Annotated in this window: 17 protein-coding genes; 7 read left to right on the top strand and 10 right to left on the bottom strand. The window is 60.4% G+C overall.

Annotated features, from left to right (window positions below; all coding sequences use genetic code 11):
- Positions 1 to 139 precede the first annotated feature (139 nt).
- Positions 140 to 1,240, top strand: coding sequence for a COX15/CtaA family protein (locus MUU54_RS23425; RefSeq protein ID WP_247246357.1), 1,101 nt, complete (start codon positions 140 to 142; stop codon positions 1,238 to 1,240).
- Here MUU54_RS23425 and MUU54_RS23430 read toward each other — a convergent pair.
- The 6 genes from MUU54_RS23430 to MUU54_RS23455 all read right to left on the bottom strand — a co-directional run bounded on the left by MUU54_RS23430 (position 1,230) and on the right by MUU54_RS23455 (position 5,766).
- Positions 1,230 to 2,105, bottom strand: a complete 876-nt coding sequence (locus MUU54_RS23430) for an aminoglycoside phosphotransferase family protein (RefSeq protein WP_247246358.1) — start codon at positions 2,103 to 2,105, stop codon at positions 1,230 to 1,232. The two genes, MUU54_RS23425 and MUU54_RS23430, sit on opposite strands and share 11 nt — an antisense overlap.
- A complete protein-coding gene (gene argC / locus MUU54_RS23435) occupies positions 2,105 to 3,034 on the bottom strand; it encodes an N-acetyl-gamma-glutamyl-phosphate reductase (protein ID WP_247246359.1) in 930 nt (309 codons plus the stop codon). The genes MUU54_RS23430 and argC overlap by 1 nt, the downstream gene beginning before the upstream one ends.
- A 67-nt stretch (positions 3,035 to 3,101) precedes the next feature.
- Positions 3,102 to 4,055, bottom strand: a complete 954-nt coding sequence (gene speB / locus MUU54_RS23440; protein ID WP_247246360.1) for an agmatinase — start codon at positions 4,053 to 4,055, stop codon at positions 3,102 to 3,104.
- 118 nt (positions 4,056 to 4,173) lie between these two features.
- On the bottom strand, positions 4,174 to 4,641 hold the full coding sequence (gene rpsI / locus MUU54_RS23445; RefSeq protein WP_247246361.1) for a 30S ribosomal protein S9: 468 nt from the start codon (positions 4,639 to 4,641) through the stop codon (positions 4,174 to 4,176).
- Positions 4,642 to 4,643: 2 nt separating this feature from the next.
- The gene (rplM, locus tag MUU54_RS23450) at positions 4,644 to 5,108 is read right to left on the bottom strand and encodes a 50S ribosomal protein L13 (RefSeq protein WP_247246362.1); all 465 of its coding nucleotides are present in this window, start codon (positions 5,106 to 5,108) and stop codon (positions 4,644 to 4,646) included.
- 229 nt (positions 5,109 to 5,337) lie between these two features.
- Positions 5,338 to 5,766 carry a PaaI family thioesterase gene (locus MUU54_RS23455; protein WP_247246363.1) on the bottom strand — a complete coding sequence of 143 codons (429 nt, stop codon included), beginning with the start codon at positions 5,764 to 5,766 and terminating at the stop codon, positions 5,338 to 5,340.
- 147 nt (positions 5,767 to 5,913) lie between these two features.
- Here MUU54_RS23455 and MUU54_RS23460 point away from each other — a divergent pair, with 147 nt between their 5' ends.
- The gene (locus MUU54_RS23460; RefSeq protein WP_247246364.1) at positions 5,914 to 6,342 is read left to right on the top strand and encodes a CoA-binding protein; all 429 of its coding nucleotides are present in this window, start codon (positions 5,914 to 5,916) and stop codon (positions 6,340 to 6,342) included.
- Between the two features lie 34 nt (positions 6,343 to 6,376).
- Here MUU54_RS23460 and MUU54_RS23465 read toward each other — a convergent pair whose 3' ends face one another.
- Entirely contained in the window at positions 6,377 to 6,805 is a 429-nt protein-coding gene (locus MUU54_RS23465) for a hypothetical protein (RefSeq protein WP_247246365.1), read from the bottom strand.
- 116 nt (positions 6,806 to 6,921) lie between these two features.
- Between MUU54_RS23465 and MUU54_RS23470 the strand changes: the two genes are divergently transcribed.
- The 4 genes from MUU54_RS23470 (at position 6,922) to MUU54_RS23485 (ending at position 9,265) form a co-directional block, all read left to right on the top strand.
- The gene (locus MUU54_RS23470; RefSeq protein ID WP_247246366.1) at positions 6,922 to 8,205 is read left to right on the top strand and encodes an O-acetylhomoserine aminocarboxypropyltransferase; all 1,284 of its coding nucleotides are present in this window, start codon (positions 6,922 to 6,924) and stop codon (positions 8,203 to 8,205) included.
- 208 nt (positions 8,206 to 8,413) lie between these two features.
- Complete coding sequence (locus MUU54_RS23475; protein WP_247246367.1) at positions 8,414 to 8,758, top strand: cupin domain-containing protein; 345 nt, start codon at positions 8,414 to 8,416, stop codon at positions 8,756 to 8,758.
- A 46-nt stretch (positions 8,759 to 8,804) separates the two neighbouring features.
- Positions 8,805 to 9,128 (top strand): SDR family NAD(P)-dependent oxidoreductase, encoded by a 324-nt coding sequence (locus MUU54_RS23480; protein WP_247246368.1) that lies wholly within the window; start codon positions 8,805 to 8,807, stop codon positions 9,126 to 9,128.
- Positions 9,125 to 9,265, top strand: a complete 141-nt coding sequence (locus MUU54_RS23485) for a hypothetical protein (RefSeq protein WP_247246369.1) — start codon at positions 9,125 to 9,127, stop codon at positions 9,263 to 9,265. The genes MUU54_RS23480 and MUU54_RS23485 overlap by 4 nt, the downstream gene beginning before the upstream one ends.
- An 8-nt stretch (positions 9,266 to 9,273) precedes the next feature.
- Here MUU54_RS23485 and MUU54_RS23490 read toward each other — a convergent pair whose 3' ends face one another.
- The gene (locus MUU54_RS23490; protein ID WP_247246370.1) at positions 9,274 to 10,521 is read right to left on the bottom strand and encodes a cytochrome P450; all 1,248 of its coding nucleotides are present in this window, start codon (positions 10,519 to 10,521) and stop codon (positions 9,274 to 9,276) included.
- 564 nt (positions 10,522 to 11,085) lie between these two features.
- Between MUU54_RS23490 and MUU54_RS23495 the strand changes: the two genes are divergently transcribed.
- Positions 11,086 to 13,221: an ATP-binding protein gene (locus MUU54_RS23495; RefSeq protein ID WP_312038864.1), complete on the top strand. Its 2,136-nt coding sequence runs from the start codon at positions 11,086 to 11,088 to the stop codon at positions 13,219 to 13,221.
- Between the two features lie 253 nt (positions 13,222 to 13,474).
- Here MUU54_RS23495 and MUU54_RS23500 read toward each other — a convergent pair whose 3' ends face one another.
- A complete protein-coding gene (locus tag MUU54_RS23500) occupies positions 13,475 to 13,849 on the bottom strand; it encodes a response regulator (RefSeq protein WP_247246371.1) in 375 nt (124 codons plus the stop codon).
- Positions 13,842 to 15,089, bottom strand: a 1,248-nt coding sequence (locus MUU54_RS23505; protein WP_247246372.1) for a sensor histidine kinase, incomplete at its 5' end; no start/stop codon positions are given. The genes MUU54_RS23505 and MUU54_RS23500, both read right to left, overlap by 8 nt.

Here is a 15,089-nt window from a genome sequence, read left to right on the forward strand (position 1 = left end):
GCGTCTCTCCGAACTGCTGGGCAAAGGCCGCGACGGCATGCCGCAAAGCGCTGGGGCTTGTTTTGCACGGGTGCTTAAGGCAAATCAACGCTTAGATGATTGGCGTCTTGCTGCGCCTGCAGAAACCCCGGGAGCAGTGATGTCAGTGGCCGATGTAACAGCAGCGGAAATCATAAGCCATACGCGCCGGCGCGAGCGTGACCGCAAGGCGGTGCGCATATGGCTCGGCTTCGTCATCTTTACGCTGTTCTGTCTGGTGCTGGTGGGCGGCGCAACGCGCCTCACCGACTCAGGCCTGTCGATCACCGAATGGAAGCCGATCCATGGCGTCATCCCGCCCTTGTCCGTTGAGGAGTGGCAGGAGGAGTTCGATCTCTACAAGCGTATCCCGCAATACCAGCAGATCAACAAGGGCATGACGCTTGAGGAGTTTCAGTCGATCTTCTGGTGGGAATGGATACACCGCTTCCTTGCCCGCGCCATCGGCATCGTCTTTGCCCTGCCGCTGCTGTTCTTCTGGGTCACGGGCAAGATCGAGCCGCGCATTCGCCGGCCGCTCGTCGGTCTCCTAGCGCTAGGCGGCTTTCAGGGCTTTGTCGGCTGGTGGATGGTATCCTCCGGCCTGAGCAAGCTGACGAGCGTCTCGCAGTACCGCCTTGCCATACACTTGACGATTGCCTGCCTGATCTTTTCAGCCTGTGTGTGGATCCTGCGCGGTCTGTCATCCCACACCAACGATCCGCCGCCGACAGAAAAGTCGTCCTGGGCCGCGGCAGGGATCGCCTTCCTGGTGCTGTTCCAGATCTATCTCGGCGCACTGGTGGCGGGGCTTGATGCTGGCCTGTCCTATAACACCTGGCCGCTGATGGATGGATCCCTGGTGCCGGGAGGCCTTTTTGTGCAGGAGCCGTGGTGGATCAATCTCTTCGAGAACCCGAAGACGGTGCAGTTCGTCCACCGCACGGGCGCCTATGTTCTGCTGGCGGTCACACTCTTCCACATGATCGTCTCGCTGCGGCTTGCGCCGCGCACCACCCATGCGCGTAGATCCGTCGTCCTCTTCGGTCTCGTCTGCCTTCAGGCCATGATCGGCGTCCTGACGCTTCTCTCGCAGGTGCACCTGCATACCGCGCTCATGCATCAGGGGATGGCGCTGATCGTCCTCGGCTTTGCGATCGCCCACTGGCGCGGTTTCGTCGGCGAGTATCGGCCGGAGGTCGCGGTGGAAGTCAGGAGCTGACGTCCAGCTCCTCCTCCATCGGCAGCGCAACCTTGATAAATTCGAAGCGCTCGGCAGCGTCGGAACCCGGAGAAATTCCGTCGTCATCCTCAAGAGACCAGCAGATCGACAGGCCTGCATGGGCGATCGCGTGACGAAGGACCTTTCTCCGGCTGCAGCCGAGTGTCGCGGCAAACAGGTCCACGAGGTTTGAAATCCGACGGGGATCAACGATGTCTGTGAAAGCGCCGTTTGGATTGCCGAAGATGTTGGCGACATCGTAGGCCGGGTCACCGACAAGGCCTTGGGGATCGATGGCAAGCCAGCCCGCCGTTGCGCCCGATATTATGTTGTCGTGATGAAGGTCGCCATGCAATGGGCGAGCATCAATCTGCGCGGCCAGCAATTCCTCGGCCAAGGAGGCGCAGAACGCAAGCGTATGCGAGAGCTGCTCGTCTGCGACCGGCGGATGTTCCAGAAGGGCTCGGAAATGCCGTCTTAGTGGCAAAAGGCTGCCAGGTGGACTTAACGGGGAGGGCGAATGCAGCTTCTCGACGATGGAGACGATGACCCGGTTGCTAGCCTCTTCACCATGAAGTCGCCGATAGCTTGTGAGCGTTACGCTGCCCACATCCTCTAGCAAGCAGATACTGTGCTGGCGGGCAAGAAGCCTCACGCAACCCTCGCCATCGCGCCAATCCAGAAAATCGATGCCCGAAAGCTCATGCAGTCCGGCGGGCTTCAACCGCTTGACGATCGCAGAAGAGCCATCACCGAGCCAGACACGGTGGACTAGGCTTGTCCGGGTATCGGCGACCGGTTCCACCCCCTTGATGCCCCAGCTGACCGCGAGGGCTTCAGGGATGCCTGTCAGAGGCTCCTTCACTAGGCGCTCAGCATCAGGTCCATGTTCTGGACGGCAGCGCCCGAGGCGCCTTTGCCGAGATTGTCAAGGACTGCGACAAGATTGACGTGCTCGCCGCCGGTGCTGCCGAAGACGAAGAGCTTCATCGTGTCCTTGCCCGCCAGTTCCTCGGCATCGACGCGAGCGAGGCTGTTTGCCTCCTCAAGCCCGACCACCTCGACGACGTCCTGGCCCGCGTAGTGGGCAACGAGCGACTTGTGGATGCTTTCCCGCGTAAAGCCGTTCTTCAGGTTCTGCAGGAAGAGCGGCACCTGCACGATCATGCCCTGCGGGAACCGGCCAACGGAGGGAGAGAAGAGGGGAGCGCGGTCAAGCAGGCCGTGCACCGTCATCTCCGGCACGTGTTTATGCTTCAGCGATAGGCCGTAGAGGAAATGGTTGGCCTTGATCGCGTCGTCGCGGCCCGGGTCTTCCATCTGGGCGATCATCTGCTTGCCGCCGCCCGTATAGCCGGAAACGGCGTTGACGGTGACGGGATAATCGTCGGGCACAATGCCAGCCGCTCTAAGAGGGCGGATGAGAGCGATTGCACCGGTGGGGTAGCAGCCGGGATTAGCGACGAAGCGGGCCGAGCGGATCTTCTGCGCCTGCGCCTTGTCCATCTCGGCAAAGCCATAGGCCCAGTTCGGATCGACGCGATAGGCAGTCGAAGTGTCGATGATGCGCACACGGTTGTTGCCGGAGAGCATCGAGACGGCTTCCCGTGACGCGTCGTCCGGCAGGCACAGGATGGCGATGTCGGCGCTGTTCAACAGATCCTCGCGCATCGCCGCATTGCGACGCTCAGCCTCAGGGATCGACAAGAGTTCCACATCACGACGTTCGGCAAGACGGCTGCGGATCTGCAGGCCGGTTGTGCCGTGTTCACCGTCGATGAAGATCTTCGCCATGGTCAAATCCTGTTTTCTCAGTGACTTCCACGCTTCTGCGGAATCGATTTCTCAGACGCCTCTGCCATCAGCTTTCCGCTGCGAGGCGTTCTGCGCGCAGCCCGAGCATATACATTGCGACCGTGGCTCCGGCAATGGCGGTGACATCGGCATGGTCGTAGGCCGGTGCCACCTCGACCACGTCGGCGCCGCGAATGTCGAGACCCTGCAGCTTGCGCAGGACCGAGAGGATCTTGGCGCTCGAGGGGCCGCCGGAAACGGGTGTGCCGGTGCCGGGCGCGAAGGCCGGATCGAGGCAGTCGATGTCGAAGGTGAGGTAGGATGGCGCGCCTTGCGTATGGCTGAGGATCGTTTGAGCGATCTGGTCCGCCGTCATCTCCTCCACTTCGTAGCCATAAAGAATGCGGATGCCGCAATCTTCCGGCGCATGGGTCCGGATGCCGATCTGGATCGACCGTGCGGTGTCGATCAGGCCGTCCCGCGCTGCGCGGGCGACGAAGGAACCGTGATCGATGCGACGGTTGTCGTCGAACCAGGTGTCCTGGTGAGCATCAAACTGCACCAGCGCCAGCGGCCCGTGCTTAGACACATGCGCCTTCAAAAGCGGCCAGGTGATGAAGTGATCGCCGCCGAGCGTGAGAAGGAAGGCCCCGTTAGAAATCAAGCTCGCCGCTTCACGCTCGATCGTGGTCGGTGTTTCCTCATGATTGCCATAGTCGAGCAGGCAGTCGCCGTAGTCGACGGTCGGCATTGCGGCGAAGAGATCGCGGCCGAACGGATATTGCGGATCATTGTCGAAGATCGCCGATGCGCGACGGATGGCCTGGGGGCCAAAGCGGGCGCCGGGCCGGTTAGAAGTGGCGGCATCGAAGGGGATGCCCCAGACCACGGTATCGGCGCCGCTCACATCCTTGCTGAACCGGCGGCGCATGAAGGAGAGCGCGCCGGCAAATGTCGGATCGGTCGAAGCCGATGTGAGGCTCGTTGCGGTAAAGGCGTGGTCGATGGTCTTGCCCGGCATGCTGATTTTCGTCCTGTTGTGCAGCGAAACGGCTTTGGCCCCATTCTAGAAGATCGAACCGCCAAAGAAAAAGGCGGAGCCGAAGCCCCGCCTTGTTCGATCGTTCTGCCTGAAGCGATTAGCGCTTGGAGAACTGGAAGGACCGGCGAGCCTTGGCCTTACCGTACTTCTTACGCTCGACAACGCGGCTGTCGCGGGTCAGGAAGCCACCCTTCTTGAGGACCGAGCGCAGGCCCGGCTCGAAGTAGGTCATCGCCTTGGAGATGCCGTGGCGAACGGCACCGGCCTGGCCGGAAAGGCCGCCGCCGGTAACGGTTGCGATGATGTCGAACTGGCCGGTACGGGCAGCTGCGACAACAGGCTGCTGCAGGACCATCTGCAGAACCGGACGGGCGAAATAGGTGGACATTTCCTTGCCGTTGACGATGATCTTGCCGGAGCCAGCCTTGACCCAGACGCGGGCAACAGCGTTCTTACGCTTGCCCGTCGCATAGGAGCGGCCAAGGTTGTCGACCTTGCGGACGTGGACCGGAGCCTGGTTTTCGGCCGCCGGAGCGAGATCCTTCAGAGAGGAGAGATCGGCCATTATCAGGCGCTCCTTACGTTCTTCTTGTTCAGCGATGCCACGTCGAGTGCGACCGGCTGCTGGGCTTCATGGGGATGGTTCGCGCCGGCATAGACGCGCAGGTTCTTCATCTGGCGACGGCCGAGCGGGCCGCGCGGGATCATGCGCTCGACAGCCTTCTCAACGACGCGCTCCGGGAAGCGGCCTTCGATGATGGCGCGCGCGGTGCGCTCCTTGATGCCGCCCGGATAACCGGTGTGCCAGTAGTACTTCTTGTCCCAGTACTTCTTGCCGGTCAGCGCGACCTTTTCGGCATTGATGACGATGACGTTGTCGCCATCATCAACGTGCGGCGTGTAGGTGGCCTTGTGCTTGCCGCGCAGGCGGTTGGCAACAATGGTGGCGAGGCGACCGACGACGAGACCTTCCGCGTCGATGATCACCCACTTCTTCTCCACCTCGGCAGGCTTCTGAACGAAGGTTGACATGTTCGTGCTTTCTTCATCTGGACCCGAGCCTCCGGAAAGCTCCGAAGCAGGGGCGTTTCTTGTTGCTTGGCTTGACGCTTGGGCGCCAAAAAAGAATGCGGGCCACGAGGATCCGCAATCTGTGGCGGCTTATACCGGCGGAGGTTGGCGACGTCAAGCGACCGCTTTTAGACGATCTAGAAAAACAATCAATCAAATCAATAGTTTGCACATGTGGTCACATGATACCTCATGTGCGGGGCGGAATCGAATAGGTGGCGGTTGCCTGAGCGACCGGTCCGGGCTGGCCCTCCTGCGTCACGACAGCGTCGATAACGGCAAGCCGCTTGCCGAGCTTCAGGATGCGGCAGTCACACACGAGTGGCACAAGTTTGGGCTTGCGCAGGAAATTGATGTTGAGGCTGGTGGTCACCGCCAGCGCGACTGGTCCGATATGCGCGAGGATGACCGCATAGGCGGCCACATCGGCCAGCATCACCATGGCCGGACCGGAAATCGTGTCGCCCGGCCGCAGGTGCCGCTCCGCCGGATCAAAGCGCATCGTGAGGCGACCGGAGGCGACTTCCAGAACGGTGAGTACTTTCCCATCGGCATGGACCTGCGGAAATTCCTTGTCTAGGAAACCATGGATCTCCCCGGCGCTCATGATTGGCTGCATCTGTTCCCTCATACGGAAGAGCAGGGTGCTTCTCCTTCTCTCAGAAGAAGCCATCGCGCCTTTCCTGTCAAAGTTCGCTGCGGTGCCTGTGCAATTCCAGTGTGATCACTAGATCTAAGGACAAGCATTTGTTGCCGGGAGAACACGATGAACCACGACCGCTACAACGACGACTATATTGCTGCCATCCTGCATGAGACGAAGACGATCGCGCTCTTAGGGGCTTCGCCGAACCCGGATCGGCCGAGCAATGGCGTCATGCGCTTCCTGCTCTCAAAGGGATATGAGGTATTTCCAGTCAATCCGGGACAGGCCGGCAAGCAGATCCATGGCCAGACGGTTTATGCGACATTGTCGGATGTGCCGCAGCCGGTCGACATGGTCGATGTGTTTCGAGCGCCGGAATACCTCGATGCGATCGTGGACGAGGCGGCGGCCTTACCGACACCGCCGAAAGTCGTCTGGGGGCAGTTGAGCGTCCGCGACGACAAGGCGGCCACCAAGGCTGAAGCGGCCGGCATGAAGGTCGTCATGGACCGCTGCCCGGCGATCGAGTATCCGCGTCTGGTGGGTTGATCGAAAGTGTGTGCTTTGCTGAAGGCCTGGCTTCTCAGGCCATCAGCAGCGGCGCGTCCTTCTGCAGCGCCGTCAGGTGATTTGCATTGCAGCAGTAGCGGACATACTCCCGAGCAATGACCTGCTCATACAGATCCCGGCGGCAGCGCTCCTTCGACCCGCAGAGCGAACAATTGACCTGCATGTCGCGGAATCGCTGCGGATAGAGACGTGCCACCTCGGCCGGATCGATGTTGATCGCCAGCATCAGGGCGACCATCTCGTCTGCGGCATGAGGGCCGGCATTGGTCAGCTGCTTCAGCTGATCGGCCGAAGCACTGCAGTCGCACGCCAGTTCCTGGAGCGTGCGGTCGTCCAGCTGGCCGATGACATCCGTCTCGGTCGCCGACACCCAGACATCGGAAAACCATCGCAGCAGCCGCGAGGCAAGCGACGGCGATTGATGGTGGGCGAAGCTATCCATGGCCAACTCCTTCCGTTAATCCCAAAGCGCTAGCAGGGTCGGAATGAAATTCCTTGATCGGGATCAACCGAAGGGCTTTGTTGGCGGTAATGGATCTTGAAATGAGGGAGGAAGAGATGCCGACACACAATCCGGGTTTTGCAACGCTTGCCGTTCACGCGGGGGCACAGCCCGACCCGACGACCGGGGCGCGCGCAACACCAATCTATCAGACGACATCCTTCGTCTTCGAAAATGCCGATCATGCCGCTGCGCTCTTCGGCCTGCAGCAGTTCGGCAATATCTACACCCGCATCATGAACCCGACGCAGGCGGTACTCGAAGAGCGGGTAGCAGCACTTGAAGGCGGCACGGCCGCACTTGCGGTCGCTTCCGGCCATGCAGCGCAGATGCTGATCTTCCACACGATCATGCAGCCGGGCGACAATTTCGTTGCTGCCCGAAAGCTTTATGGCGGCTCGATCAACCAGTTTGGCCATGCCTTCAAGAATTTCGGCTGGGAAGTCCGCTGGGCAGATCCGGCGGATCCCGCAAGCTTCGAGAGCCAGATCGACGAACGCACCAAGGGCATCTTCATCGAGAGTCTGGCCAATCCCGGCGGTACCTTCGTGGACATCGCCGCGATCGCCGAGGTCTCCCAGCGTCACGGCCTGCCGCTGATCGTCGACAACACCATGGCAAGCCCCTATCTGCTGCGGCCGCTGGAGCACGGTGCCGATATCGTTGTCCATTCGCTGACCAAGTTCCTCGGCGGTCACGGCAATTCCATGGGCGGCATGATCGTCGATGGCGGTACCTTCGACTGGTCCGCATCGGGCAAATATCCCATGCTTTCCGAGCCGCGGCCCGAATATGCCGGTGTCGAGCTGCACAAGACCTTCGGCAACATCGCCTTCGCGATTGCCTGCCGGGTTCTCGGCCTGCGCGATCTCGGGCCCGCGATTTCCCCCTTCAACGCCTTCATGATCCAGACAGGCATCGAAACCTTGCCGCTTCGTATGCAGCGTCATTGCGACAATGCGCTGGCAGTGGCGAAATGGCTGAAGGATCAAGAAAAGGTCGCCTGGGTCAGCTATTCGGGCCTGGAAGACGACCCGAACCACGCCCTGCAGCAGCGCTACTCGCCGAAAGGGGCAGGGGCCGTGTTCACCTTCGGACTGAAGGGCGGCTACGAGGCAGGCAAGGCCTTCGTCGAGGGCCTGCAGATGTTCTCCCACCTCGCCAATATCGGGGACACCCGCTCGCTTGTCATCCATCCGGCCTCCACCACCCATCGGCAGCTCTCCGAGGAGCAGCAGGTGGCTGCCGGTGCAGGGCCAGATGTCGTTCGCTTGTCGATTGGCATCGAGGACGAGGCAGACATCATCGCCGACCTGGCGCAGTCGCTCGCCAAGCTCTGACGGAATTTGGCATACACCTCTGGCTCCCAGGTGAACTCGTTTGACAATCTTCCGGTTCCGGGTGTGCCGTCTTGAGCTCAAAGTAGCAGATATCTCTCCCTCTAGAGCGGGGGAGAGGCAAGCCGGAGATGTTCTATGAGACCTGTGCCAGGCGGCCCGTTGGCTTGCCCGAGACGGATATCATTTCAACAGACAGGACATTTTCCCTATGACGAGAGCCATCAGCTTTGATCTTTCATTCGCCAAACCGGAAGAGGGCGCTCCGGCGCCCGACCGGCTGATCGCAGGCAATCCCACGTTCCGGACCTGGAACCTGGAGGAGGCCGACCGCGGCCTCTATGCCGGCGTCTGGGAAGCAACTCCTGGCAAATGGCGAATCGTCTACGACGAATGGGAGTATCTCCACATTATTGATGGCTACTCGATCGTCACGGAGGAGGGCGGCGAGGCGATCCACCTGCGCACCGGTGACCGCCTGATCCTCAGGCCGGGCTTCAAGGGGACGTGGGAAGTGATTGAAACGACTCGCAAAGACTACGTGATCAGACTCTGATTAATCGTCATCGCGGCGCTCCTCTTGCACCGTGATCTGTCACCGAATGGACGCCGTCGACTACGGCCCGCCTCTTGAGCAGACGTCAGTCAGGCGCGGTTCTCGCGCAGCGCGGTTCAGGCGGCATCATCAATACTGCGTCCGTGGTTCTTACAGCGCCAGCAAGGCCTTCCTCTTGATCTTGACCGAGCCGCTTCCCGGGGAACTGGCTGGCACCGGCGTAAAGCTCCAGGCGGTTCTGCCGGGGCTGACCCGTACAGAAATATTCGAGCGCGTCGGCGGCTCGTTTGACAACCTGGACCAGAACATGGTGATGGTGTTACCGATCTCGTTGATGCGGCCCTGGCAGGCTTCGACCAGGATGAATTGATCACCATTCCGTCTCTCGCCGAAGGGGCACTCTACGACACGTTCGAGGCTGCCCGAGAGGCCCTGCGGCCACATCTGTCGCTCAGCAAACTGGCTGCCCGCTATGGCCTTGCCAAGGCAGCTGACGCTGCCGCCTGAACGGCGTCTCACCAGACAAGGTCCAGCCGCTCCAGGCCATGGAAGTGGTAGACGTCCTTCACCCGGGGCGTCTCCGCGATCCTCAAGCTCGGCAGGCGGCGGAAGAGTATCGGCAGCACCAAGTTGAGCTCCAGCCGCGCAAGCGGTGCGCCGATGCAGAAGTGGATGCCGGCGCCGAAGGAGAGGTTGGGCGCCTCCTGCCGCTCCGGCTTAAAAACAAGCGGGTCCGAGAACTTTTGGGGATCGAGGTTTGCGGCAGCGAGGATGAGGCTCACCTTGTCGCCGCGCCGCAAGGAGACGCCGTCGATCTCGACGTCCTCCAGCGCCCAACGCTGGAAGATGTGGACCGGCGCGCAGATACGCAGCGTCTCCTCCACCGTCCGCTCCGTTGCCGCCTCGTCGCAGAACATGTCGGCGATCGAAAGGCCGCTCTCCAGGATCACGCGCACGGAGTTGCCAATCTGGTGGACCGTCGCCTCATGGCCGGCATTGAGGAGAACGATTGTAGTGGAAACAAGTTCGTCGTCTGTTAGAAACTGTCCCTTGTGCTCCGTGTGGATCATGTGGCTCAGCAGGTCTTCGCGCGGCGCCGTCCGTCGTTTAGCGATCAACATCTTGACGTAATCGGCGAATTCACGTGCCGAGCGGTCGGCGGCGAGCTCGTCTTCCCGGCTGCGTTTGAACATGTACATGCCAACGTAGTCATGGCTCCATTTCAGGAGCTGCGGTCCCATCTCGTCCGGGATGCCGATCATACGCGCAATCATGGTGACCGGGATGATGTCGGCGAAAGAGGAGAGAAGCTCGGTCCTGCCGTCCTTCTCGAAACGGTCGACCAGATCCTCTGCCAAATCCGCAATCTCCGGACGCAGCCGCTCGATGTGGCGTGACACGAAGGCGCGATTGACCAGTGTCCGGAGCCGCGTGTGCTCCGGCGGCTCGAGTTCGAGCAGCGAATGACGTTCGGCGAGGTCGAAGTTGGTAAGATGCGGCTGCGGCTCCGGTAGACCTAGCTCCTCTCGGTTGGCGATGTGGAGGATCTGCCGGCCGAAGCGGCGATCTCGCAGCAGCGCGTTGACGTGGTCATAGCCGGTGAAGAACCATTGCTTCTGCTCCTCCCAGTAGAAGGTCGGGCAGTGCTCGTGGAGTGCCGCATAGAAGCGGTTGGGGTCGCCATAGAAGGCTGAATTGCGCGCGTCGAGAGAGACACGGCGGGTGGCGGGCTCAATGCGGAGGAAGGAAGGAAATGCGGTCATCGCGAAGATCTAGCGCAATGTTGGGACCATGGCCATCAGTAGCGCATGACTGAGATTCCGCGCTCGGCTTTCCTTCGTGCCGGGGCACGACTTGCTTGCATCTTGATAGTCCACCTGGATTCACCACCGCAACACCCGCATGCATGCCATTGCAGTCCCTCCGGCCCACAAAGATCTTAGTTTTCTGACTTCAAACAGTTTACTTGGGCCTTTTTGAAGTGCTCAGGTAAATTTCGAGCGATGCGCCATCTCGGAGGTGGTGGCCTGCCTGTCCTGTCAAGGTGACTGCTTCGCTCCTGCATCTCGGTCATAGGAAATCCTCTCGTGCCTGCCTGAAAGCAGACGTCGTCCTGCCTTCCGAATAATCCGTGCCGCCCATGGCCGCCGTACCTTTCGCTGCCGCCACGTCGGCTGCCACCGCAGATGCTGTTTACACTCACGCCGCAACCATCTACTGGCGCACGAACTGGCAGTCGCAAGACTGGATCAGGAACGGCTACCACGCCTTCTGCGTTTGAAGGCGTTTCGGTTGGTACCAATATTGGCTGATTGCGAGGATTGCATATGGATTTCGGGCAGCACTTGAACGATCCGACGCGTCGGCTCGAGGCGATCGTCAACAATACGACGATGGCCTTATTCCTCATGGATGAGCGCCAGTACTGTGTCTTCGCAAATCGGGCAGCCGAGCAACTCACCGGCTTCTCCCGAGCTGAACTACAGGGGCGGCCGCTGCATGATGTCATTCACCACAAGCACCCGGATGGTCGTCATTATCCGCTCGAAGACTGCCCGATCGACAGAGCTTTCCCTGAACGGGCGCAGATGCAAGGGGAAGAGGTGTTTGTGCACAAGGATGGCACTTTTTACCCAGTCGCATACACGGCGAGCCCGATCCTGGACGGCAGCGGCAAGCCAATAGGAACGATTATTGAGGCTCGCCCCATTGCGGAGGAGCAAGAACAGCGTCGGACTCTCGAAACGCTCAATCAAATCGGACAGGCGCTAACAGCGGAAGTGGAGCTCGAGCGGATTGTCCAGATGGTCACGGATGCTGGCGTGAAGCTTACGGGCGCGCGATTTGGGGCGTTCTTCTACAATGTCTTGGCCGAGGATGGAGGCAAGTACCTTCTGTACACGCTTTCTGGTGCCGAGCGTTCTCAGTTCGAAAGTTTCGGTAATCCCCGTGCTACCAAGGTGTTCGCGCCAACTTTCATGGGCGAGGGCGTGATACGATCAGACGACATCTTGCTAGATGCTCGGTATGGGAAAAATGCTCCCCATTATGGCATGCCTCAGGGGCATCTGCCGGTGCGGAGCTATCTCGCCGTTCCCGTTCAATCCCGCTCTGGAGAGGTGATCGGTGGCTTGTTCTTTGGGCACCCAGACGCCGGGCAGTTCAAGAAGAACCACGAGGATCTCATGGTGGGTATTGCAGCACACGCTGCGATCGCTGTGGATAACGCACGGCTTTACATGGAGCTAAAAAGCCTGAATGGCTCACTTGAGCAGCGCATTGAGGAAGCCATCAAAGAGCGCGCTCAGGCCGAGGAGGCTCTGAGGCAGGCTCAAAAAATGGAAGCGGTCGGACAGCTCACTGGCGGCATCGCGCACGACTTCAACAATCTGCTCGCTGGCATCACAGGGAGTCTGGAGGTGATCAGTCGCAGGTTGAAGCAAGGTAAGACCGAGGGGATCGACCGTTTCATCGCCGGCGCGCAGACCTCTGCGCAACGCGCGGTGGCATTGACGCAGCGCCTGCTAGCCTTTTCGCGCCGTCAGACGCTCGACCCCAAGCCGACGGATGTGAACCGGCTTGTGGTAGGTATGCAGGAATTGATCCAACGCACCGTGGGCCCCTCCATCGCTGTCGAAGTGGTCGGAGCCGCTGGCCTTTGGGCGGCGAAGGTCGATGTTTCTCAGCTAGAAAATGCCTTGCTCAACTTGGCAATCAATGCGCGCGACGCAATGCCCCACGGAGGCCGTATCACTATCGAGACAGCCAACCAGTGTCTGGATGAGCACGCCGGGGCCGAGCGCGATTTGCCGCCGGGCCAGTACATCTCGATCTGCGTGACTGACACTGGAACTGGTATCCCGAAGGATATCGTCGAGCGGGTCTTCGACCCCTTCTTCACCACGAAGCCGATTGGCCAGGGGACCGGGCTCGGCCTGTCCATGATCCACGGGTTCCTGCGTCAGTCAGGGGGACAGATCCAAGTTCATTCTGAAGAGGGTCATGGCACGACGATGTGCCTATACTTGCCTCGCTACACTGGAGCTGTAGAGCAGGAACCGATCGCCCAGGACGGCCCGATACCGGAGTCCGGCGCAGGCGAGACCGTTCTTGTTATTGATGACGAGCCAACCGTGCGAATGCTAATTGTGGAGGTCTTGCGGGAAGCTGGCTATACAGCACTCGAGGCGGAGGACGGTCCATCGGGCCTCAAACTACTCACGAGCGACGGCCGGATCGACTTGCTGATCACCGACGTCGGTCTCCCCGGCGGCATGAACGGACGTCAGGTGGCGGACGCTGCAAGAGGATATCGTCCAGACCTGAAAGTGCTTTTTGTCACCGGGTACGCGGACAATGCCGCCGTTGGGAATGGTCACCTCGGACCGGGCATGGAGGTGATCACGAAGCCTTTCGTGATGGCGGAACTCGCAGATAAGATCATGGAGATGATCGATGGCTGATGGCGCCTCGTCATTGTGTCGCGTTCGTCAACCGCGGCGTCCAGTTAGGATATGTCTCCCGTTCTTCGGTACAATCTTGGCCGGTCAGAAGCCTGCCGTGTCGGGTACCGCGGCGCTGGATGCCTCGGACGCCCTGATAGCCAAAGGCGAAGCGTTCCGAGGGAGGGCGATACGGCTCCGAGGGTAGCTATTCCGGTCGGTCACGCGCTGGCATTGAGATCGCGTTGGAGGGGTGACCGCGCTGTCCCCGAGGTTACGTTCGAAGAGGCAGCCCAAGAGCAGACGACAGCGTTTCTTCCAGCTCTTTCCCCGAAAAGGGTTTACTCAACACTGGAGATCCGGAGAGCTCAGAAGGGACGCCATTTTTTCCGTAACCGGTACTGAACAGAAACGGCACCCCGCGCTCGCGCAGGATCTCAGCGACCGGAAAGCTCCGCTCCCCACCGAGGTTGATGTCGAGGACCGCCAGATCGAGCTCCGCAGTTGACGCCATATCGCAGGCTTCCTTCAGCCTCGCCACGGAAGCAACGATCTCGCATCCTAGATCCTGGAGCATGTCCTCAATCATTAGCGCCACAAAACTCTCGTCCTCGACGACGAGGACTTTGATACCGCTAAACTTACTCATGCAGTGCAGGTCCGACCACGAAAGAGATCCGGCACTCCACTCCCGGTGGCTCGAAGGCAAGGTCAAGTTGGCCGCCCAGGTCCCGTTCAATTGCCCGCTCCATCAACCGACTGCCAATACCGCGTCGCGTCGGCGGCGTCACAGGCGGACCATCCCGCTCGCGCCATTCAAGGAGCAGTCTCGGACGCAGGTCGGGTTCCTCTTCAAGGCGCCAGGTGACCGACAGCCTACCCGCTTCAGATGAAAGTGCACCATACTTCATGGCATTGGTGGCCAGTTCGTTGAGTGCCATGGTGACACTCAGTGTCGTGCGAGCATCGAGATCAACTTCAGGGCCGCCCACCTCGATCTGTTGCGCTGCGTTACCTGTCATCGCAGTCAACACTTCGCTGACGAGCACATCCATAGAGGCGCCCTCCCAGTGACGCGTCGTCAGCAGATCATGGGCACGCGACAGGGCAAGCAGTCTGGCCTCAAACCGTTGGGTAAAATCCTCCAGCCCATCAGCATGCCGCGCGGTTTGGCCCGCCAGAGACTGTACGGTCGCAAGCGTATTCTTCACACGATGATTGAGCTCGTCGATCAAAACCTTCTGTCGGTTCTCTGCCTGCTTACGCTCGGTGATGTCCACCAGCATGTTGATCGCGCCAACCAACTTGCCATCGCCATCATGAAGAGGTGTGGGGTAGGGGATGAAGGGAATCCTGGTGCCATCTGGCCGCTCTGCGATTGCCTCTGTGCCGCGAATGGGCCGATCCTCCTTCAAAGCTACTGCCATGGGGCATTGGTCGTGGGGAAGCGGGCTGCCGTCGGGATTGTAAAGCCGCCAGGTAACACACCACTTGTCGCCGACTTCCGGCGTGCGGCCGGACATCTCCACGGCTGCCTGGTTGAAGAAGGTGATGTGGCCTGCCGCGTCAGTCGTATAGACCGCAGCCGGAAGCGCCTCCAGCAGGTCACGCAGGTGCTGTTCGCTTTCGCGAATCTGGTCTTCCATCTGCTTTGCGAGGGTGACATCCTGCAGAACGCGGACGCCATAGCGGAAGCTTCCGTCTGCGTCGAGAACAGAAGAGCTGTGGACGTCGAGATAGACTGTGCTGCCATCAGGCCTGATGGCCCGTTTGCGCAGGGCGTAGTTGTCGATTTGCCCTGCGATCTGGCGCGCATAAAGGAGGGCATCTTCCTCCCGGTCGTCCTCCGTGGTGTAGTCGAAGAAGGTCATGTTGAGCAGCTCCTCGCG

Origin of the sequence: Pseudorhizobium tarimense, from assembly GCF_022968135.1 — a bacterium.
GTDB lineage: Bacteria > Pseudomonadota > Alphaproteobacteria > Rhizobiales > Rhizobiaceae > Neorhizobium > Neorhizobium tarimense.

Excerpts from the sequence above, each read along its gene's own strand:
- MUU54_RS23425 (WP_247246357.1), top strand. The coding sequence starts at position 140 with ATGTCAGTGGCCGATGTAACAGCAGCGGAAATCATAAGCCATACGCGC.
- argC (WP_247246359.1), bottom strand. The coding sequence starts at position 3,034 with ATGGCGAAGATCTTCATCGACGGTGAACACGGCACAACCGGCCTGCAG.
- speB (WP_247246360.1), bottom strand. The coding sequence starts at position 4,055 with ATGCCGGGCAAGACCATCGACCACGCCTTTACCGCAACGAGCCTCACA.
- rpsI (WP_247246361.1), bottom strand. The coding sequence starts at position 4,641 with ATGGCCGATCTCTCCTCTCTGAAGGATCTCGCTCCGGCGGCCGAAAAC.
- rplM (WP_247246362.1), bottom strand. The coding sequence starts at position 5,108 with ATGTCAACCTTCGTTCAGAAGCCTGCCGAGGTGGAGAAGAAGTGGGTG.
- MUU54_RS23455 (WP_247246363.1), bottom strand. The coding sequence starts at position 5,766 with ATGCAGCCAATCATGAGCGCCGGGGAGATCCATGGTTTCCTAGACAAG.
- MUU54_RS23460 (WP_247246364.1), top strand. The coding sequence starts at position 5,914 with ATGAACCACGACCGCTACAACGACGACTATATTGCTGCCATCCTGCAT.
- MUU54_RS23465 (WP_247246365.1), bottom strand. The coding sequence starts at position 6,805 with ATGGATAGCTTCGCCCACCATCAATCGCCGTCGCTTGCCTCGCGGCTG.
- MUU54_RS23470 (WP_247246366.1), top strand. The coding sequence starts at position 6,922 with ATGCCGACACACAATCCGGGTTTTGCAACGCTTGCCGTTCACGCGGGG.
- MUU54_RS23475 (WP_247246367.1), top strand. The coding sequence starts at position 8,414 with ATGACGAGAGCCATCAGCTTTGATCTTTCATTCGCCAAACCGGAAGAG.
- MUU54_RS23480 (WP_247246368.1), top strand. The coding sequence starts at position 8,805 with ATGGACGCCGTCGACTACGGCCCGCCTCTTGAGCAGACGTCAGTCAGG.
- MUU54_RS23490 (WP_247246370.1), bottom strand. The coding sequence starts at position 10,521 with ATGACCGCATTTCCTTCCTTCCTCCGCATTGAGCCCGCCACCCGCCGT.
- MUU54_RS23495 (WP_312038864.1), top strand. The coding sequence starts at position 11,086 with ATGGATTTCGGGCAGCACTTGAACGATCCGACGCGTCGGCTCGAGGCG.
- MUU54_RS23500 (WP_247246371.1), bottom strand. The coding sequence starts at position 13,849 with ATGAGTAAGTTTAGCGGTATCAAAGTCCTCGTCGTCGAGGACGAGAGT.